The sequence below is a fragment of the Cryobacterium sp. 10I5 genome (assembly GCF_035019865.1).
GTDB classification, from domain to species: Bacteria; Actinomycetota; Actinomycetes; order Actinomycetales; family Microbacteriaceae; genus Cryobacterium; species Cryobacterium breve_A.
On sequence record NZ_JASJVI010000081.1, the window covers coordinates 1 to 18,700 of the forward strand.

The 18,700-nt window shown below is 63.4% G+C and carries 17 protein-coding genes and 2 tRNA genes; 8 read left to right on the forward strand and 11 right to left on the reverse strand.

What is annotated here, in order from left to right:
- Window positions 1-71: 71 nt before the first annotated feature.
- From QN350_RS15895 to dnaA, 9 genes are all read right to left on the reverse strand, one after another.
- Window positions 72-144: transfer RNA gene (locus QN350_RS15895), tRNA-Ala, on the reverse strand.
- A 73-nt stretch (window positions 145-217) separates the two neighbouring features.
- A tRNA-Ile gene (locus tag QN350_RS15900) sits at window positions 218-291 on the reverse strand.
- 134 nt (window positions 292-425) lie between these two features.
- The gene (locus QN350_RS15905; RefSeq protein WP_134448568.1) at window positions 426-836 is read right to left on the reverse strand and encodes a DUF3566 domain-containing protein; all 411 of its coding nucleotides are present in this window, start codon (window positions 834-836) and stop codon (window positions 426-428) included.
- Window positions 829-3,321, reverse strand: coding sequence for a DNA gyrase subunit A (gene gyrA / locus QN350_RS15910; protein WP_322140361.1), 2,493 nt, complete (start codon window positions 3,319-3,321; stop codon window positions 829-831). Before gyrA ends, QN350_RS15905 begins: the two co-directional genes overlap by 8 nt.
- An 82-nt stretch (window positions 3,322-3,403) precedes the next feature.
- Entirely contained in the window at window positions 3,404-5,380 is a 1,977-nt protein-coding gene (gyrB, locus tag QN350_RS15915) for a DNA topoisomerase (ATP-hydrolyzing) subunit B (protein WP_322138513.1), read from the reverse strand.
- Window positions 5,381-5,502: 122 nt separating this feature from the next.
- Window positions 5,503-5,991, reverse strand: a complete 489-nt coding sequence (locus QN350_RS15920; protein ID WP_281533588.1) for a DUF721 domain-containing protein — start codon at window positions 5,989-5,991, stop codon at window positions 5,503-5,505.
- Window positions 5,984-7,189: a DNA replication/repair protein RecF gene (recF, locus tag QN350_RS15925; RefSeq protein WP_322138514.1), complete on the reverse strand. Its 1,206-nt coding sequence runs from the start codon at window positions 7,187-7,189 to the stop codon at window positions 5,984-5,986. The genes QN350_RS15920 and recF overlap by 8 nt, the downstream gene beginning before the upstream one ends.
- Before the next feature lie 8 nt (window positions 7,190-7,197).
- Window positions 7,198-8,346 (reverse strand): DNA polymerase III subunit beta, encoded by a 1,149-nt coding sequence (gene dnaN / locus QN350_RS15930; protein WP_322138515.1) that lies wholly within the window; start codon window positions 8,344-8,346, stop codon window positions 7,198-7,200.
- Between the two features lie 372 nt (window positions 8,347-8,718).
- Complete coding sequence (gene dnaA, locus QN350_RS15935; RefSeq protein WP_323516913.1) at window positions 8,719-10,140, reverse strand: chromosomal replication initiator protein DnaA; 1,422 nt, start codon at window positions 10,138-10,140, stop codon at window positions 8,719-8,721.
- A gap of 472 nt (window positions 10,141-10,612) precedes the next feature.
- On the opposite strand from dnaA, the gene rpmH reads away from it, so the two are divergent.
- The 8 genes from rpmH (at window position 10,613) to QN350_RS15975 (ending at window position 15,790) form a co-directional block, all read left to right on the forward strand.
- The gene (gene rpmH, locus QN350_RS15940; protein WP_010204566.1) at window positions 10,613-10,750 is read left to right on the forward strand and encodes a 50S ribosomal protein L34; all 138 of its coding nucleotides are present in this window, start codon (window positions 10,613-10,615) and stop codon (window positions 10,748-10,750) included.
- Between the two features lie 8 nt (window positions 10,751-10,758).
- Window positions 10,759-11,154, forward strand: coding sequence for a ribonuclease P protein component (rnpA, locus tag QN350_RS15945; protein ID WP_281533591.1), 396 nt, complete (start codon window positions 10,759-10,761; stop codon window positions 11,152-11,154).
- Entirely contained in the window at window positions 11,151-11,462 is a 312-nt protein-coding gene (gene yidD / locus QN350_RS15950; RefSeq protein WP_134448656.1) for a membrane protein insertion efficiency factor YidD, read from the forward strand. Before rnpA ends, yidD begins: the two co-directional genes overlap by 4 nt.
- Window positions 11,463-11,470: 8 nt before the next feature.
- Window positions 11,471-12,448 carry a membrane protein insertase YidC gene (yidC, locus tag QN350_RS15955; protein ID WP_322138518.1) on the forward strand — a complete coding sequence of 326 codons (978 nt, stop codon included), beginning with the start codon at window positions 11,471-11,473 and terminating at the stop codon, window positions 12,446-12,448.
- 75 nt (window positions 12,449-12,523) lie between these two features.
- Window positions 12,524-13,042, forward strand: coding sequence for a protein jag (locus tag QN350_RS15960; RefSeq protein WP_322138519.1), 519 nt, complete (start codon window positions 12,524-12,526; stop codon window positions 13,040-13,042).
- A gap of 6 nt (window positions 13,043-13,048) precedes the next feature.
- Window positions 13,049-13,687 (forward strand): 16S rRNA (guanine(527)-N(7))-methyltransferase RsmG, encoded by a 639-nt coding sequence (gene rsmG, locus QN350_RS15965; RefSeq protein WP_322138520.1) that lies wholly within the window; start codon window positions 13,049-13,051, stop codon window positions 13,685-13,687.
- A gap of 85 nt (window positions 13,688-13,772) precedes the next feature.
- Entirely contained in the window at window positions 13,773-14,711 is a 939-nt protein-coding gene (locus QN350_RS15970) for a ParA family protein (protein ID WP_323503573.1), read from the forward strand.
- Entirely contained in the window at window positions 14,711-15,790 is a 1,080-nt protein-coding gene (locus QN350_RS15975) for a ParB/RepB/Spo0J family partition protein (protein WP_323516914.1), read from the forward strand. Before QN350_RS15970 ends, QN350_RS15975 begins: the two co-directional genes overlap by 1 nt.
- A gap of 487 nt (window positions 15,791-16,277) precedes the next feature.
- On the opposite strand, the gene QN350_RS15980 is transcribed toward QN350_RS15975, so the two are convergent.
- Together QN350_RS15980 and QN350_RS15985 are read right to left on the reverse strand one after the other, a co-directional pair.
- Window positions 16,278-17,243, reverse strand: coding sequence for a D-alanine--D-alanine ligase (locus tag QN350_RS15980; RefSeq protein ID WP_322138523.1), 966 nt, complete (start codon window positions 17,241-17,243; stop codon window positions 16,278-16,280).
- A gap of 42 nt (window positions 17,244-17,285) precedes the next feature.
- Window positions 17,286-18,605, reverse strand: coding sequence for a PLP-dependent aminotransferase family protein (locus QN350_RS15985; RefSeq protein WP_322138524.1), 1,320 nt, complete (start codon window positions 18,603-18,605; stop codon window positions 17,286-17,288).
- Window positions 18,606-18,700 lie beyond the last annotated feature (95 nt).

Here is an 18,700-nt window from a genome sequence, read left to right on the forward strand (position 1 = left end):
ATGTGTATAAGAGACAGCACCGGATGCGGGCCTTCTGTCATTCTTCTGCTGGATCATTCTGTGCTGGACTGTGGAGCCACGGGGAATCGAACCCCGGACCTCCTGCTTGCAAAGCAGGCGCTCTACCAATTGAGCTATGGCCCCGCACATTCACGGGCGTGAAGGCCGGAAAGGCCTGTACGTCTTTAAGCTTCTACTGCGTGCAAATGTAACTGCGTGGGGATACCGGGATTTGAACCTGGGACCTCTTCATTATCAGTGAAGCGCTCTAACCAACTGAGCTATATCCCCCTTATTGGGCAGATTTGAGACTACCGGAAACCTCCGGTTTCTCCCAATCGAGCAGCCGATTCGTTTCGGATGCTGCCCGATTGGGAGCGGCGGTGACGCGGGTGGAGCAGGTGGAACTGGCGGAGCGGGTGTAGCTAGTTGTTCGTGAAGCCGACGAGCAGGCCGCCGGTGATCTTCACGCTCAGGTTGTACAGCACGGCGTAGACGGCCCCCAGGGCCGTGATGACGACCGTGTTCAGCACCGCCACGACGACGGCGAAGCCCATGACGTTGCCGATAGACAGGATGCTTGCCAGGTCGGATGACGACCCCGCGATATCGGCATACAGGGCGTCGATCTTGCCGAAGATCCCGGTGCCGTTGAGCACGGTGAAAATCAGGAAGGTCGCGACGATGGTCACGATGCCGAGGCACAGGGCGATCAGGAACGACAGCTTCACCGCCGACCAGAAGTCGATGTAGACCAGCTTGAGACGCACCTGCTTGGTTGTCACAGTGGGCCTCCGGCCAGACTTTTTGGCAAGTTTCTCAGCAACACTACTCATCTAACGGTTCTTCCTCTCCCGAATCGCTCTCCAGCTCGTCCGCAGTTTCCTCGACGATCAGGTTACGTTCGGAGTTCTTCGCAATGGCGATGATCCGGTCTTCTTCCGCAAACTTAGCGAAGACGACGCCCATCGTGTCCCGTCCCTTGGCAGGGACTTCGGCGACGTCAGAGCGTACCACCTTGCCACTGGCAAGGACCACGAGTACTTCGTCCTCGTCATCCACGATAAGGGACCCGACGAGGTCCCCGCGATCATCGTTGAGTTTGGCGACCTTGATCCCGAGCCCGCCACGGTTCTGCAGGCGGTACTGGTCGGCCGCTGTGCGCTTCGCATAGCCGCCCTCGGTCACGACGAAAACATAGCCGTCGTCTGATACAACGGATGCGTCGAGCAGCCGGTCATCGCCGCGGAAGTGCATCCCGATCACGCCGGAGGTGCTGCGGCCCATCGGACGGAGGGCTTCGTCGCTCGCGGTGAAGCGTATCGACATTCCCTTCCGGGAGACGAGCAGCAGATCGGAGTCTTCCTCGACGAGCAGCGCGGAGACGAGCTCGTCGCCCTCGCGCAGTTTGATCGCGATGATGCCGCCGGTGCGGTTCGTGTCGTACTCGCTCAGGGCCGTCTTCTTGATCAGGCCGTCGCGGGTGGCGAGCGTCAGGTACTGGGCGGCCCCGTAGTCGCGGATGTCGAGGATCTGCGCGATCTCCTCGCCCGGCTGCAGTGCGAGCAGGTTGGCGACATGTTGACCCTTGGCGTCGCGCCCGGATTCCTGGGCCTCGTACGCCTTGGCGCGATAGACCCGGCCGGTGTTCGTGAAGAACAGCAGCCAGTGATGCGTGGTTGTGACGAAGAAGTGCTCCACGACGTCGTCAGCGCGCAGCTGGGCGCCCTTGACGCCCTTGCCGCCGCGGTGCTGGTTGCGGTAGTTGTCGCTGCGGGTGCGCTTGATGTAGCCGCCACGCGTGACGGTGACCACCATCTCCTCTTCGGGGATGAGGTCCTCGACGGACATGTCGCCGTCGAAGCCGAACATGATCTCGGTCCGCCTGTCGTCGCCGAACTTCGTGGTGATCTCGGTGAGCTCGTCGCTGATGATCGTGCGCTGGCGCTCGGGGCTCGCGAGGATCGACTGGAACTCGACGATCTGCAGCTCGAGTTCGGCGGCCTGGTCGATGATCTTCTGGCGTTCCAGGGCCGCGAGGCGGCGCAGCTGCATGGTCAGGATGGCGTCGGCCTGGAGCTTGTCCACGTCCAGGAGTTCCATGAGGCCGGTGCGGGCGTCGTCGACGGTCGGTGACCGCCGGATGAGCGCGATCACGTCGTCGAGGGCGTCAAGGGCCTTCAGATACCCGCGCAGGATATGCGCATCCGCTTCGGCCTTGTTGAGCCGGAACTGGGTGCGCCGCACGATGACGTCGACCTGGTGGTCGACCCAGGCGGAGACGAAACCGTCCAGGGGCAGCGTGCGCGGCACGCCGTCGACGATCGCGAGCATGTTCGCGCCGAAGTTCTCCTGCAGCGGTGTGTGCTTGTAGAGGTTGTTGAGGACGACCTTCGCGACGGCGTCGCGCTTGAGCACGATCACGAGGCGCTGGCCGGTACGACCGGAGGTTTCGTCGCGGATGTCGGCGATGCCGCCGATCTTGCCGTCCTTGACGAGGTCGGCGATCTTGATCGCGAGGTTGTCCGGGTTGACCTGGTACGGCAGCTCGGTGATCACGAGGCAGGTGCGACCCTGGAGCTCTTCGATGCTGACGACGGCCCGCATCGTGATCGAGCCGCGACCGGTGCGATAGGCATCCTGGATGCCCTTGATGCCGAGGATCTGGGCGCCGGTGGGGAAGTCGGGTCCCTTGATCCGCTGGATGAGGGCTTCGAGGAGCTCTTCGCGGGTCGCGTCGGGGTTCTGCAGGTACCAGAGGGCGCCGGCGGACACCTCGCGCAGGTTGTGCGGCGGGATGTTGGTGGCCATGCCGACCGCGATGCCGACCGAACCGTTGACGAGCAGGTTCGGGAAGCGCGAGGGGAGCACGGTCGGTTCGAGTGTGCGGCCGTCGTAGTTGTCCTGGAAGTCGACGGTGTCCTCGTCGATGTCGCGCACCATCTCGAGGGCGAGCGGGGCCATCTTCGTCTCGGTGTACCGCGGGGCGGCGGCGCCGTCGTTTCCGGGGGAGCCGAAGTTTCCCTGCCCGAGGGCGAGCGGGTAGCGCAGGCTCCAGGGCTGGACCAGCCGGACGAGGGCGTCGTAGATGGAGGAGTCACCGTGCGGGTGGAACTGGCCCATCACGTCGCCGACGACGCGCGCGCACTTGCTGAACGCCTTGTCCGGGCGGTAGCCGCCGTCGAACATGGCGTAGATCACGCGGCGGTGCACGGGCTTCATGCCGTCGCGCACGTCGGGAAGCGCCCGCCCGACGATGACGCTCATCGCGTAGTCGAGGTAGGAACGCTGCATCTCGAGCTGCAGGTCGACCTGGTCGATCTTGCCGTGCTGCTCGAGATGGGCCGCCTTCGCGGCCGCTTCCGCCGCGGTTTCCTCGTTGGTCGTGTTGTTGGTGGTGTCGTCAGATGTCAAGGAAACGCACGTCCTTCGCGTTCTTCTGGATGAAGTTTCGGCGGGACTCGACGTCCTCGCCCATCAGTGTGGAGAAAATCTCGTCCGCTGCCGCTGCGTCGTCGAGCGTGACCTGGAGCAGCGTGCGGGTCTCGGGCGCCATCGTGGTTTCCCACAGTTCCTTGTAGTCCATTTCGCCGAGGCCCTTGTAGCGCTGGATACCGTTGTCCTTGGGGATCCGTTTGCCCGCTGCGGCACCGTCGGCGAGCAGCGCGTCGCGCTCCTTGTCGGAGTAGACGTATTCGTGCGGGGAGTTCGTCCATTTGAGCCGGTACAACGGCGGCTGCGCGAGGTACACGTAACCGAGATCGATGAGCGGTCGCATGTAGCGGAACAACAGGGTGAGCAGGAGGGTCGTGATGTGCTGGCCGTCGACATCCGCATCGGCCATCAGGACGATCTTGTGGTACCGCACCTTGTCGGGGTTGAATTCCTCGCCCATGCCGGCGCCGAAGGCCGTGATCATGGCCTGGACCTCGGCGTTGCCGAGGGCGCGGTCGAGCCGGGCCTTCTCGACGTTCAGGATCTTTCCGCGGAGGGGCAGAATCGCCTGGTACTCCGGGTTACGGCCCTGCACGGCGGAGCCGCCGGCCGAGTCACCCTCGACGATGAAGATCTCGGAGAGCGACGGGTCCTTGCTCTGGCAGTCCTTGAGCTTGCCCGGCATGCCACCACCCTCGAGGAGGCCCTTTCGCCTGGCGGTTTCGCGCGCCTTACGGGCCGCCATCCGGGCGTTCGAGGCCTGGAGTGCCTTGCGGATGATCTCCTTGGCCGAGATCGGGTTGCGGTTGAACCAGTCGGAGAGCTGATCGTTGGCGACCTTCTGCACGAAGGACTTCGCCTCGGTGTTGCCGAGCTTCGTCTTGGTCTGGCCTTCGAACTGAGGTTCGGCGAGTTTGATCGACACGACGGCGGTCAGGCCCTCGCGCACATCGTCGCCGGTGAGGTTGTCATCCTTTTCCTTGAGGATGCCCTTCTCCCTGGCGTACTTGTTGACGAGGGTTGTGAGCGCCGCGCGGAAACCCTCTTCGTGGGTGCCGCCCTCGTGGGTGTTGATCGTGTTCGCGTAGGTGTGGACGCTCTCCGTGTACGCGGTGGTCCACTGCATGGCCACTTCGAGGGCCATCTTGCGTTCGTGGTCTTCGAACTCGAAGGAGATGATTTCTTCGTTGACGAGTTCGGCCTTCTTGGCACGGTTGAGATACTCGACGTAGTCGACGAGTCCCTTCTCGTACATGAAGGTCTTGTGAATCGGCGCGCCCTCGGCATCGAGGTGATCCGGTCGTTCATCGGTGAGCGTGATGGTGAGTCCCTTATTAAGGAACGCCATCTGCTGGAAACGGGCCCGCAGGGTCTCGAAGTCGAAGTCCGTGGTCTCGAAGGTTTCCGCGCTCGGCCAGAACGTGATCGTTGTTCCGGTCTCGTCCGAGGCTTCGTCCTGGCTCAGCGGAGCGAAGGGGACGCCGTCGTGGAAGCTCTGTCGCCACACGTGGCCCTGGCGACGAACCGCGACGTCGAGCCGCGAGGACAGCGCGTTGACCACGGAGCTGCCGACGCCGTGGAGGCCACCGGAGACGGAATAACCGCCGCCGCCGAACTTTCCGCCGGCGTGGAGCACGGTCAGGACGACCTCGACCGTTGAACGGCCCTCCGCCTTGTGGATGTCGACGGGGATGCCTCGTCCGTTGTCGGCGACGCGCACGGCTCCGTCGGCGAGGATCTCGATGCCGATCGTGTCGCAGTGTCCGGCGAGGGCCTCGTCCACCGAGTTGTCCACAATCTCGTAGACCAGGTGGTGCAGACCTCGGGGACCGGTCGACCCGATGTACATACCGGGACGCTTCCGAACGGCTTCAAGTCCCTCGAGGACCTGGATATCGTCGGCGCCGTATCCATGCTCCGGCTCGATCAATGGTTCGACTGACATCTGTTATGGAGCTCCTGACCGTCGCGCGGGCGACCCTTGAGTCTACCAAACAGGGCATGGCCTCCCGGCCATAAACGGGGATCTGACGCGTTTTGCCTAGTCGGTTGACCTGTTTTGGCTCCCTAGCCGTAGGTATCGCGTGGACCGCGCCCTGGAATTGATCTGGGGCCCTTTTTCCAGGAGGGAGCGTTGGGTCCCTGAAAACGGATTGACACGATGCCCGCGTCGGGGTACCGGACGGAGATGTGCGTCATGATTTCGACACGCATCATCCGCAGCTGGGTCGCCCACGCCGTCGACTCGCAATGGACCGTCAGGACGCCCTCGTCGATACCGGCGGGAGTGGAGTGCTTCGAGGTTTCCTCACCGGCGAGTTCGATCCAGGATGCGAGCAGTTCCGACTGCGCGAGGGGTGAGTTCCAGCCCAGTTGCAGGGTCAGGGAGTCGATGGTGTCCCCGAGGCCGCGCGGATCGCGGCCGATGCCGAACGGCACACTCGAACCGGTGTCGTCCCGTACCTTGCGCCTGGCCTTGACGCGCTTGGCATTCGGATCACCGAACACGTCCTTGAAACGCAGGTAGACCCGTGCCGCCTCGCTCTGCTCAGCCATCGACGACCTCCCCGGCATGGATGCGGATGGTGTGCGCGGCCAGCTGATCGGGGACGTCTTCGAACACGGCCGCCGTGATGAGCACCTGGTCGAATGCCAGGACCGCCGTTGCGAGTCGGCTTCGGCGGGACAGGTCGAGTTCCGCGAAGACATCGTCGAGGATGAGGACCGGATCCCCGCTCGAAGAGTCCCTGCGCAGGAGTTCCGCGGCCGCGAGTTTGAGCGCGAGGGCGAATGACCAGGATTCGCCGTGGCTCGCATAGCCTCGCGCCGGCAGGGCGTTGAGCATGAAGACGACATCGTCGCGATGGGGGCCGACCAGGGTCATCCCTCTGTCGAGTTCCTTGCGACGCACTCCGGCGAGGGCCGCCCGGAACAGGTCGGCCGTCGTCCCGGCAGCCTTCGCCCCGTCCTCTGTCGCGACAGCCGGTGTGCTGGAAAGAGAGGGAGAAGAAGCGTGAGAAGGAGTGCCCTCCTCGCTGCCGATGCTGTCATCCAGGCCCAGGACGCTCAGGGCGCCGAGCAGGGCCGGCCCGTGATCGGCCCCGACGACGGCTTCATACGCGGTACGTAGGGGACCGCCGAGTTCATCGACGAGTTTCGCGCGTTCGTCGATGATCTCCGAACCGAATTCCACGAGGCGGTCGTCCCATACCTCGAGGGTTCCGAGCTGGGTTGTGCGCAATCCGGACGCCCTGGCCGACTTCAACAGGGAATTGCGCTGCTTGAGCACCCGGTCGTAATCGGCCAGCACCCCGGTGAGCCGAGGCGAGCGGAGCACGAGAAGCTGGTCGAGGAACCGGCGCCGCCCCGAGGGGTCGCCCCGCACGAGCGCGAGGTCTTCCGGAGCGAACAACACGCTCGAGAAGTACCTCGGCAGCTCCCTCGTCTTGATGACGGAGCGGTTGATCTGCGCCCGGTTCAGCCCGGAACGGTTGATCTGCACTTCGGCGAGGAGATCCCTGCCGTTGTACTCGAGTTTCGCCCGGATGATCGCGGATTCCTCACCGGACCTGATCATCGCCGCCGTTGTCGAAACCCGGTGCGAACCCAGTGTGCTCAGGAATCCGAGGGCCTCGACCAGGTTGGTCTTACCCTGGCCGTTGCTTCCCACGATGAGGTTCGGTCCCGGCTGGAACGGCACCTCGACCTGCGCATAGTTGCGGAAGTCGGTCAGGGACAGGTGAGTTACCCGCACCGGAGTTCTTAGCGCAGCAGCAGGTTCGGCTGGAGCAGGTACTTGTAGCTGTCCGCTCCTGGCTGGTCGCGCGAACTCTGGCTCGTGATCAGGACGGGTCCGGGCTTGTTCGGGTTTTCCGTCTTCGTGAAGGAGATCCGCACGAATTCCGAGTGCACGGCCGTGAGGCCGTCCAGCAGGAATTGCGGTTTGAGGGAGACGACGGTCTCAACGCCGGACAGGATTGCGTCCACGGATTCCTTCGCCTGGGCCTGCTCTGAGCCGACCGCTTCCAGGGTGAGTCCCTCGGTCGTGAACGAGAACCGCAGGGCCGCCTCGCGTTCGAGCACGAGTGCGACGCGACGGGTGGCCTCGATCAGTTCCGCGGTGTTCATCACGGCGTAGTTGTCGACCTGGTCAGGGAACAGCCGGCGAACGGGCGGGTAGTTGCCCTTGATCAGCAGGCTCGTGACGGTCTTCTTGTCGGCGGTGAAGGCGATCAGTTCGCGATCATCGGTGTTGGTGATCGCCACCGAGATCGTGCCGCTGTGTCCGAACGTCTTGCCGACTTCCTGGAGGGTGCGGGCCGGTACCAGCGCGGTGATGCTGTCTGCCCCGACCATCGTTCCGGGGTCCCAGTCGATTTCTCGGACGGCGACACGATAACGGTCGGTGGCGACGAGGCTCAGGCTGTTTTCGGAGATCTGGAGCTGGACACCCGTGATGACCGGGGTGACGTCGTCGCGCGATGCGGCGACGGCGACCTGGGCGACGGCGGCGGCGAAGTCTTCCGCCGGAACGAGGCCGGCCTGGCCGCTGACGACCGGGATGCTCGGATATTCCTCGACAGGCATGGACAGAAGTGTGAAGCTCGCTGTTCCACAGCTGACCGTGATGCGGGAGTCCTTCGTCACGAAGCTGACGGGAGCGTTGGGCATCCGGCTGGCGATTTCGGCAAGGAGGCGACCGGAGACAAGGACTCGCCCGGTTTCTTCGACCTCTGCGGCGATCTCGGTTTGGGCGGAGACCTCGTAGTCGAATGACGAGAGGATCAAGCCGGTCGTTGTTGCTTCGATCAGCACACCGCTCAAAATGGGCAGCGTGGTGCGCTGGGGAAGGAGTTTGACAGCAAAAGAAACGGCTTCGCTGAAAACGTCCCGGTTGGCCTGAAATCTCACGAAGTCACTCCTGTCGGTCGGAGACCTGTTTGGGCTCAATGGTAGTCGTACTCACAGCAGCCTCTGCGTCGCTGGATCTCCTCCGGCTTCGGAGGAAAGGTTGTCGGCCAGAGAGAAGTTTAAGTTTTTGTTAATCTTCTTAACCGTTGTGGAAACTGTGGATAACTCTGTGGATGCGGCTCGTTCACTGGGAACTACAAACATGTAACTTGTGGGCAGCCTGTGAGCGTTAATCGGCCCCCGGTTCAGGACGAGCCTTGCCAGGAGCGGAGTTTGCACAAGCCGGACGGCAGTTTCCACAAATTCATACAAGTTGTTCGACGAGTTTCCACAGGGTTATCCACAACTGTGAAAACTGAGGGATTCTGCGGATTATTTGTAGCGGTGGTCCTGCTTGATGCGGTTGGTCAGTTCCGTGACCTGGTTGTAGATCGAGCGGCGTTCCTTCATGAGTTCGCTGATCTTCTTGTTCGCGTACATCACCGTCGTGTGGTCCCGATTGCCGAAAAGCTGACCGATCTTCGGGAGCGAAAGATTGGTGAGTTCACGGCAGAGGTACATGGCGATCTGGCGGGCCGTGGCAACGGCCTGGGACCGGGACGAGCCATAGAGGTCTTCGACGGTGAGCTTGAAGTAGTCCGCGGTATTGGTGATGATGTCGACCGGCGCGATGACGTTGTCCTCGTCGAGCGTGATCAGGTCCTTGAGCACCGTCTGGACGAGGTCCATGTCGACGGGCGTTCGGTTCAGGCTCGCGAAGGCCGTGACCCGGATCAGGGTTCCCTCGAGCTCGCGGATGTTGGACGAGACCTTCGAGGCCATGAATTCGAGGATGTCGTGGGGAACCTGGAGCTTCTCGCTCTGGGCCTTTTTACGCAGGATCGCGATGCGGGTCTCGAGGTCGGGGGCCTGGACATCCGTGATGAGGCCCCACTCGAAGCGGGACCGCATCCTGTCTTCGAAGCCGGTCAGGGCCTTCGGCGGCAGGTCGCTCGTGATGACGACCTGCTTGTTGTGGTCGTGCAGGGTGTTGAAGGTGTGGAAGAACGCCTCCTGCGTCTCCGCCTTGCCCTGCAGGAACTGGATGTCGTCGATCATCAGGATGTCGATGTTGCGATACCGCGACTGGAATGCCGAGCCGCGGTTGTTCGCGATCGAATTGATGAAGTCGTTGGTGAACTCTTCGGAACTGACATAACGAACTCGAATGCCCGGATAGAGGCTCATGGCGTAGTGGCCGATGGCATGGAGCAGGTGGGTCTTGCCCAATCCGGACGAGCCGTAGACGAAGAGGGGGTTGTACGCCTTGGCCGGCGCTTCGGCGACGGCGACGGCTGCGGCGTGTGCGAACCGGTTGGACTGCCCGATCACGAAGTTGTCGAAGCTGTACTTCGAATTCAGCCGGGTGTCGTGCGGGCTTTCGACGGGCGGTGCGCTTTCGAAAACCGACTGGGGCGTCGCGGGAGTCTCGACATCCCTGGGCAGTGCGGACTCCTGAACCGGACGGACCGACTCCTGCTCGAGTTCAGGGTTGACGACGACGTAGAAGGTCGACACCGCGCTCGCCTCAGAGAGGTGGCCCATCGCGGCGAGCAGGGGAACCCGCATCCGCTGGTTCAGCATGCTCGCGGTGAACTCGTTCGGTACCTCGAGATAGAACGTGCCGGCCGCGATGCCCTTCGGTTCGACCAGGTTCAGGAAGCCGTAGAGCATCGGGGTGATGGTTTCATCCGATTCGAGGCTGGTGAGCACTGCCCGCCAGGTGTCCGCGATCGGTTGTTCTTCGGCTGCCATTGTTCCCTCTGTCGATACTGTCTGTTGAAACGCTGTCTGTTGAAAGACTGTGTGTTGAAACTGCGCGTCGGTACTGTCGATAATTTGTTGAATGCACCCGGAAAGGTCGGAACAGTCGACACCAGTGTGAGCCGAATAGACGGCTCCAGCAAAAGCATCCACAAGGTTATCCACCGCCTGTGTGCAATTCGGGCTTTGTTTCACAGGCAATGGGGGCTGCCTGTGGATAACTTGTCCTCACGGTAGTCACTGTCTGCCGCGGTGGCCAACTCTGTTGTGGATTCGGTACGTGTCGTTGACCGGAAACCGAGAAAAGATCTGCAGATTCCGCCGTTTGTCGCCGTCCGGTTTGACCAGCACCGATTGAGGCCGTAGTTTTAATCAGTTGACCCCAGCCCGCGGGCTACCTCACTCTTTCCCGGCCGTTCTACATTTTTTGGCCTGCGGAGATTCAATACGTGGAGACCACACAATGAGCAAGAGAACTTTCCAGCCGAACAACCGTCGTCGCGCCAAGGTGCACGGCTTCCGTCTTCGCATGCGCACCCGTGCCGGCCGCGCGATCCTCGGTGCCCGCCGTCGCAAGGGTCGCACCGAACTTTCCGCGTAAGCACTCCCGTGCTCGCGGGGACCAATCGCATCACGAGCGGCAACGACTACAAGATGGTCGTTCGCCGCGGCGTGCGTGTGGTTGGTCCGCATTTCGTGACCTACCTGCGCGACAATGCCGAAGGCCTACCCCCTCGGTTCGGTTTCATCGTCGCGAAAAACGTGGGGAATGCCGTTCGGCGCAACCGGATGCGGCGTCGCCTGAAGGCGGCCTGCTTCGGCCTGCTCCCCACGGTGCACCCCGGCACGGATGTCGTCATCCGGGCACTTCCCGCGGCGCACGAAGTGGAATGGCCCGTTTTGCAGGCCGAAGTCAGCCAGGCCCTCCTGAGTTTCCAGCGCCGACATGCCGCGGGCACGACCGGATCCGGCCATCGCCGGCCGGAACGACTGCCCTCCCGATGAAGACCGTGCTCGCCTGGGTGCTTCTGCTCCCACGCAATCTGGGGGTTGTGCTCTTGCGCGTGTACCGTGCGGTGATCTCACCGCTATATGGCGACGTTTGCAGGTACTATCCCTCTTGTTCGGCGTACGCACTCGGCGCCGTCCAGGAACATGGCCTGGTAATCGGGTCCGGTCTGGCTGCACGCCGGCTGGCCCGGTGTCATCCGTGGGCCGAAGGCGGAGTCGATGACGTTCCGCTGAAGCGCAAGCGTCGCTACGCCGTGACGTCGTTTGGATTTGTAGTCCCAGTGAGCCACGGAAAGGGCTGACCCAAAGTATGGACCTCCTAGGTACGATTCTCTGGCCTTTGAAATGGGCTGTCGAGCTCCTGCTCGTCGCCTTCCACTGGTTGTTCACGACCGTCGGGCTCGGCTACAACGACGGCATCACCTGGGTGCTGGCCATCGTGGGACTCGTGCTCGTCGTGCGCGCCGCGCTCATCCCCATCTTTGTACGGCAGATTCGCAGCCAGCGCAAGATGCTCGAGGTGGCCCCTCAGCTCAAGAAGATCCAGGACAAGTACAAGGGCAAGAAGGACCAGTTCTCCCGCGAGGCCATGTCCCGCGAGACTATGGAACTCTACAAGCGCACGGGCACAAACCCGCTGAGCTCGTGCCTTCCGCTCCTGCTGCAGATGCCGATCTTCTTCGCGCTCTTCTCCGTGCTCAACGATGCCCAGCACGCCAAGGCCGGTGTCGGCCCGCTCAACTCCCAGCTTGCCGAGAGCTTCGGCAGTGCCACCCTGTTCGGGGTCGCACCGCTGCACGAATCGTTCTCCACTCAGTGGGCCCTTCTCGTGGCCGGCAGCCCGTACAACCTGGCCGTGATGATCATCGCGGCCACGATGGTCGTGCTGATGACCGCTTCGCAGTTCATCACGCAGCTCCAGATCGTCTCCAAGAACATGTCGCCTGAGACCAAGGCGAGCCCGATGTTCAAGCAGCAGCGGATGATGTTGTACCTACTCCCGCTCGTCTTCGCCTTCTCCGGTATCGCCTTCCCGCTCGGCGTCATGTTCTACTGGCTGACCTCGAACATCTGGACCATGGCCCAGCAGTTCCTGGTCATCCGCAACATGCCGACACCGGGCAGCGAAGCAGCCAAGGCTCGCGAGGAGCGTCTCGCGCGCAAGGGGAAGCTCATCGCGAAGGACGGCGACATCATCGTGGTCGAGGAGCCGAAGAAGCAGCTGCCGCAGCGCCAGCAGCCCGTCGGCAAGGCCCGCGCCAAGAAGCAGACCGGCCCGAAGAAATAGACTGGTCTGAAGCGGCTGAACAGGCCCAGGCGACTGAACAGAACGACTGAACAGTAGACAGAAGAGACGGACATCGTGACTGAGAACACCGACGTGATCGCCGCGGCCTCCCCCGCGGAAGATGACTCCCCTACCCTCGATCAGCTCGAGAAGGAGGGCGATGTCGCTGCGGACTACATCGAGGAATTCCTCGACATCTGCGACCTCGACGGTGACATCGACATCGATGCCCGCAACGGCCGGGCCTACGTGTCTGTCAATTCGACGGATGCCGGAAGCCTGCGCCTGCTCTCCCGCCCGGACACTGTGAACGCATTGCAGGAGCTGACCCGCCTCGCGGTACAGAACAAGACCGGCTCGTTCTCCCGGTTGATCCTCGACATCGGTGGCTCCCGTGAGGCCCGCCAGGCCGAACTCGGCGTCCTCGTGACGCGCGCGATCGAGCGCATCGCCGCAGGGGCGACGGAGGCATCCCTCCCGCCCATGTCGTCCTATGAGCGCAAGCTCGTTCACGACCTCGTCTCCGAGCACGGTTACGTGTCTGAGTCCACAGGTGAGGGCCGCGACCGTCACACGGTCATCACCGCGGCGTAGTTTCACGTGGAACCCGTGAACGATACGCTCGAGACCGAACCCCTCGTTACCTCCGGACTCTTCGGGTACCGCATCGACGTCGCACGCGCCTTCGCGGCCAATCTCGCGAGCCAGGGTGAGGAGCGCGGCCTGATCGGCCCGCTCGAGTTGCCCCGGCTCTGGAGCCGGCACATCCTGAACTGTGCGATCCTGGCCCCTCTGCTCCGTCCGGGACTCGTCGGCGACGTCGGCTCGGGTGCCGGGCTACCCGGCCTCGTGCTGGCGATCATCCGTCCCGACGTGGACTTCGTCCTGATCGAACCGATGGAACGCCGCGTGGCCTGGCTGACCGAGCAGGTTTCGGAACTCGGTTTGACCAACACGACCGTCATGCGCGCGCGCGCCGAAGACCTGCACCTCCCGCATCCGCTCGATCAGGTCACCGCCCGGGCAGTAAGCGCTTTCCGAACCCTCATCCCCCTGACAGCCCCGCTGCTCAGGGCGGGGGGTGAGCTCGTGCTGATGAAGGGCGCCGGAGCTCAGGGCGAGATCGCGGCTGCGTCGAAGGAGATTCGTCGCTTTCACCTCAGCAATGTCGAAGTGATCACCCTCGGCGAGGGCGTGCTGCAGGACGTGACCCGGGTCATAAGGGCTACAGTTGATTAGTCCCCGATCGGCGTTTCGCACCCGCGAACACGGATCGTGCATCACCCTCGGATGGCTCTTCAACCGTCGAACGTAAAGGTTTCACGTGAAACAACCCGGCCAGGATCAGCACGACACCACGGCCGCACCCGGTTTTGACAGCAGCACTCCCCTCGCCCGGGAGATCAGCGAGCTGACGCGCAGGCGCCAGGTGATCGCGGCGGAGAAGCTGCCCAAGCCCGAGCGGACCCGGGTCATCACAGTGTCCAACCAGAAGGGCGGGGTGGGTAAGACCACGACCGCCGTGAACCTGGCCGCGGCACTCGCACGACAGGGCGCCCGGGTGCTCGTGATCGACCTCGACCCGCAGGGGAACGCCTCGACAGCGCTCGGCGTCGAACACCGCGCGGACACCCCGAGCGTCTATGACGTGATCATCAATGATGTGGAACTCGCCTCGGTGGTGCAGAGTAGCCCGGAATTCGGTTCGCTCTTCTGTGTTCCGGCGACCATTCACCTCGCCGGAGCCGAGATCGAGCTGGTTTCCCTTGTCGCACGGGAACAGCGACTGAGCCGGGCCCTCAACGTGCACCTGGCGGCGATGATGGATCCCTACGACTACGTCTTCATCGACTGTCCCCCGTCGCTCGGACTCCTCACGATCAACGCCTTTGTGGCGGCGAGAGAGGTCCTGATCCCGATTCAGTGCGAGTACTACGCACTCGAAGGCCTGAGCCAGTTGCTCAAGAACATCGAACTGATCGAGAAGCATCTCAACCCTGAGCTCACCGTGTCGACCATTCTCCTGACGATGTACGACAGTCGCACCAACCTCGCCAACCAGGTGGCGCAGGACGTGCGCGATCACTTCCCCAACCAGGTGCTGAGCACCCTCATTCCGCGCTCTGTGCGCGTTTCTGAGGCCCCGAGCTACGGGCAGAGCGTGATCAGTTACGACCTGAACTCGGCAGGATCGCTCTCCTACCTTGAAGCAGCAGCGGAAATCGCCAGACGCGGTGCCCCCCAGACAGGAGAACGACAGTAATGGCGAAAAGAACAGGCCTCGGCCGTGGCATTGGCGCCCTGATTCCGATCCAGGACGACCCGACCCTCGCCCGTCCCGTCGATGTCTTCTTCCCGTACTCCCCCGCGGCGAAGGCGAGTGCCGCCGCAGCACTCGCCGTGGCCAACGCCGAGGCCGGGATCGTCGCCGTTGACCTCGCGGTCGTGGCAGAGGCGGATGTCGCTGGTTCTGACGAGGCCGGTTCTGACGTGGTCGAGGAGGCGGATGCGGACGCGCCCCTCCTGGTCCCCGTTCCCGGTGCCCGGCTCGCGCACCTGAATCCGTTCGACATCGTCCCGAATGCCCAACAGCCCCGCAGCGTGTTCGACGAATCCGATCTCGCGGAACTGGTTCACAGCATCCGCGAGGTCGGTGTGCTGCAGCCGATCGTGGTGCGTCCGCTCCCGGATCAGCCGGGAAAGTACGAACTCGTCATGGGTGAGCGGAGGCTGCGGGCGACCAAGGAAGCCGGCCTGGACTCCATCCCCGCCGTGGTCCGGGACACCGCCGACGTCGATATGCTCCGGGACGCCCTGCTGGAGAACCTGCACCGCGCCCAGCTGAACCCGCTTGAAGAGGCGTCGGCTTACCAGCAGCTCCTTGCAGACTTTGGAATCACCCAGGACGAGCTCGCACAGCGAATTGGCCGGTCAAGGCCACAAATTACCAACACGATCCGTCTGCTGAAGCTCCCGGAGGCGGCGCAAGTGCGTGTCGCGGCCGGGGTTCTCTCTGCTGGACACGCCCGCGCGATCCTCTCCGTCGGCGACCCGGAAGGGATGCTGCGGCTGGCGGACAAGATCGTGAACGAGGACCTGTCCGTCCGCGCCGCGGAGGCCGCTGCGACGGCGGTGCCTAAGGTGCAGGCACCGCGCCCGTCCGCAGGCAAGCGGCAGGGTCATCTCGACGAAATCGCATTGCACCTCGGTGATCGGCTGGACACCCGGGTGAAGATCAACCTGGGTGCTCGCAAGGGCCAGATCAATATCGATTTTGCGACCATCGGCGACCTGAACCGGATTCTTGCCGTGCTGGGTGAGCCTGGCTTCGGATCGAACTAGATCCCGCGGACGAACGGACCTGTCCCCCTCGGGTGTTTCACGTGAAACATCACGCACGCAGTGCAGTGCGCTCACCGCGCTGACTCGCTGCGGCATGTTTCACGTGAAACGTCGTAACACGACGCGTAGCCGGGGCATGTTTCACGTGAAACATGGCGGCAGGCTCACCCGGGTCTCCTACCGTTCGTGACTCGACGCCCATTATTCGAAGGCGACGACGGTCTCGTGTGGATCATCGGCCCTGCATGCGTCACGTTCGCGACGCATGTTTCACGTGAAACGCGTAATTTCACGGATCGCCGCCGACGAGGCGACCACTGAGCGAGAGTTTCACGTGAAACGTTGTCTCGGACATCGCGCTTGAAGGCCCATTCCGGGAGATTTCAGGTCATCAGAACGCGTTCTAAGCCGACTCAGGCCGTCCGAGAATTTCCGAATCGCGACCTGAATGCGGCGAATTCCGGATGATCTGGGCGATGTGGTCGGATCAGGGTCGGTCGACGGTCGCGACCGCGGCACGCGCGAGAGACTCGTAGACCTCGCCGAGCGTTGCACCGGAGGCTTCGATGGACTGGGGGACCAGGGAGGTCTCAGTGAGACCGGGGAGGACGTTGGCTTCGAGGAACCAAACCACGCCGTCCTCGTCGACGATGAGGTCGATCCGGGAAATGTGCCTGAGTCCGAGCAGCGTGTGAATGGCGACCGCCGTCTCGGCGACGAGGGCGGCGATGTCGGCGGAGATGCGCGCGGGTGCGTAGAAGAGAGTCTCGCCGGCGTTGTAGCGGGCTTCAAAACTGTAGACGCCGTTGACGGGAACGATCTCGACGGCCGGGAGGGCGCCGGGACCGGCGCCGGAGTCGATCACTGTGACGGCGAGTTCGGTGCCGCGCACCTTCTCCTCGACGAGGGCCACTGAGTTGTAGGTGTACGCCTCGACCATGGCTCGCGGAAGCTCGGCGGCGGTGTCGACGATCGTGACGCCCTGGGCGGATCCGCCTTGCGCGGGCTTCACCACCAGGGGAGTGGGCAGGGCCGTCAGGAGGTGCTCGAGCACGCTCGCCGCTCCCAGGTCGCGGAAGGTCTCCTTGGACAGGGCGATCCAGTTCGGCGTCGAGAAGCCGGCGCGACGGACGAGTTCCTTGGCCGTGGGCTTCGACCAGGCCAGGCTTGCGGGCCCGCCGAGGGAGCCGACATGGGGGATACCCGTGGTTTCCAGGAGGGCGAGGAGCGCGCCGTCTTCGCCCGTCGCCCCGTGCACGACCGGGAAGATGACGTCGGGCGCCCGGGTGCTGAGGTCGAGAAGGAGTCCCGCCTGCGGGTCCAGGAGGGTGACCTTGTGCCCGAGGCTGGTCAGGGCATCCGCCACCCGTCGCCCCGAACGGAGGGAGATATCGCGCTCATGCGAGATTCCGCCGGCGAGAACGACAATCGCAAGGGTAGAAATATCGGTCATGATCAGGGATTCCTTGCTAATCGCGTGCGAGTGGTTCGTGGGCTAGGAGACGTCGGTCGGCAGCGGGTTGAAGCGACCGGGTGTGCGCACCGGATCGAGCGAGCCGGTGCCGGCGAATGTTTCGAGGAGGTCGAGCTCATCGCGGACCACGGTGGCGAGGCGACGAACGCCGACCCGGATTTCTGCGGGGGTGGGGTAGCAGAACGACAACCGGATGTTCTGCTGGCCGTCGCCGTTGGCGAAGAATGCGGTCCCCGGCGTGTACGCGACAAGCTCCTTGACCGCGCGGGGAAGCATCGCCTTGGAATTGAGCAGCTGCGGCAGGGTGACCCAGACGTAGAAACCGCCATTGGGATTCGTCCAGGTGAGTTCGGGCAGGTACTCGTCGAGCGCGTTCAGGAGGGCGTCCTTGCGCTCGTGGTACACGCCGCGAAAGGTGTTGATCTGGGCCTTCCAGTCGGCAGTGGCGAGGTACTCGGAGATCACGAGTTGACTGAACGAGCTGGGTGAGAGCACGGCCGCTTCGTTGGCGAGGACGAGTTTTTCCCGGATCGCGTGCGGGGCGAGGGCCCAGCCGACGCGGAATCCGGGGGCGAGAGTCTTGGAGAAGGTACCGAGGTAGACGACGCCGTCGTCTTCGAGCGAGCGCATCGCATCCGGTGCCGGCTTGTCGAAGTACAGCAAGCCGTACGGGTTGTCCTCGAGGACAAGGATGTTGTTGGCCCGACAGATTTCGAGGATCTCGACACGTCGTTGCCAGCTCAGCGTGACCCCGGCCGGATTGTGGAAGTTCGGGATCGTGTAGAGGAACTTGATGGTCTTGCCGGCGGTGCGCAGTTGAGTGATGTGCTCGCGCAGGGCCTCAGGGATGAGACCGTGCTCGTCCATGGGGACGTGGTCGACCTCGGCCTGGTACGACTTGAAGATGACCATAGCCGTCACGTAACTCGGTCCCTCGGAGATCACGACGTCACCGGGGTCGAGGAAGAGTTTGCTGACGAGTTCGAGGGCGTGCTGCGAGCCGGTCGTCACGACGACATCGTCGGCGTGGGCACGGATGCCTTCGAGTGCCATGACCTCGAGGATCTGTTCTCGCAGCGCGGGGACACCCTGGCCAGAGCCGTATTGCAGGGCAACGGGACCCTGCTCGCGCATGACCCGTTCCATGGCGTTGACGACGAGGTCTGGCGGCAGGGCAGCCACGAATGGCATTCCTCCGGCAAGGGAGACGACTTCGGGGCGGGAGGCGACGGCGAAGAGGGCGCGCACCTCGGAGGCCCGGAGACCTGCGGCTCGCTCGGCGTAGTGGTGGTACCACGGGTCGAGGTTGTTACCGGCCTGGGAAGAGGCTTGTGCAGTCACGTCACATCCGTTCTGGTGAGGCTTCAATCGTAGGCCCACCCGGATATGACGAAGCCCCCCCCGCGGGGGGCGGGCGGGGGTGGGGGCGTTAGTGG

Excerpts from the sequence above, each read along its gene's own strand:
- dnaA (WP_323516913.1), bottom strand. The coding sequence starts at position 10,140 with ATGGCAGCCGAAGAACAACCGATCGCGGACACCTGGCGGGCAGTGCTC.
- QN350_RS15905 (WP_134448568.1), bottom strand. The coding sequence starts at position 836 with ATGAGTAGTGTTGCTGAGAAACTTGCCAAAAAGTCTGGCCGGAGGCCC.
- QN350_RS15980 (WP_322138523.1), bottom strand. The coding sequence starts at position 17,243 with ATGACCGATATTTCTACCCTTGCGATTGTCGTTCTCGCCGGCGGAATC.
- QN350_RS15975 (WP_323516914.1), top strand. The coding sequence starts at position 14,711 with ATGGCGAAAAGAACAGGCCTCGGCCGTGGCATTGGCGCCCTGATTCCG.
- gyrB (WP_322138513.1), bottom strand. The coding sequence starts at position 5,380 with ATGTCAGTCGAACCATTGATCGAGCCGGAGCATGGATACGGCGCCGAC.
- yidC (WP_322138518.1), top strand. The coding sequence starts at position 11,471 with ATGGACCTCCTAGGTACGATTCTCTGGCCTTTGAAATGGGCTGTCGAG.
- QN350_RS15920 (WP_281533588.1), bottom strand. The coding sequence starts at position 5,991 with ATGGCTGAGCAGAGCGAGGCGGCACGGGTCTACCTGCGTTTCAAGGAC.
- yidD (WP_134448656.1), top strand. The coding sequence starts at position 11,151 with ATGAAGACCGTGCTCGCCTGGGTGCTTCTGCTCCCACGCAATCTGGGG.
- rpmH (WP_010204566.1), top strand. The coding sequence starts at position 10,613 with ATGAGCAAGAGAACTTTCCAGCCGAACAACCGTCGTCGCGCCAAGGTG.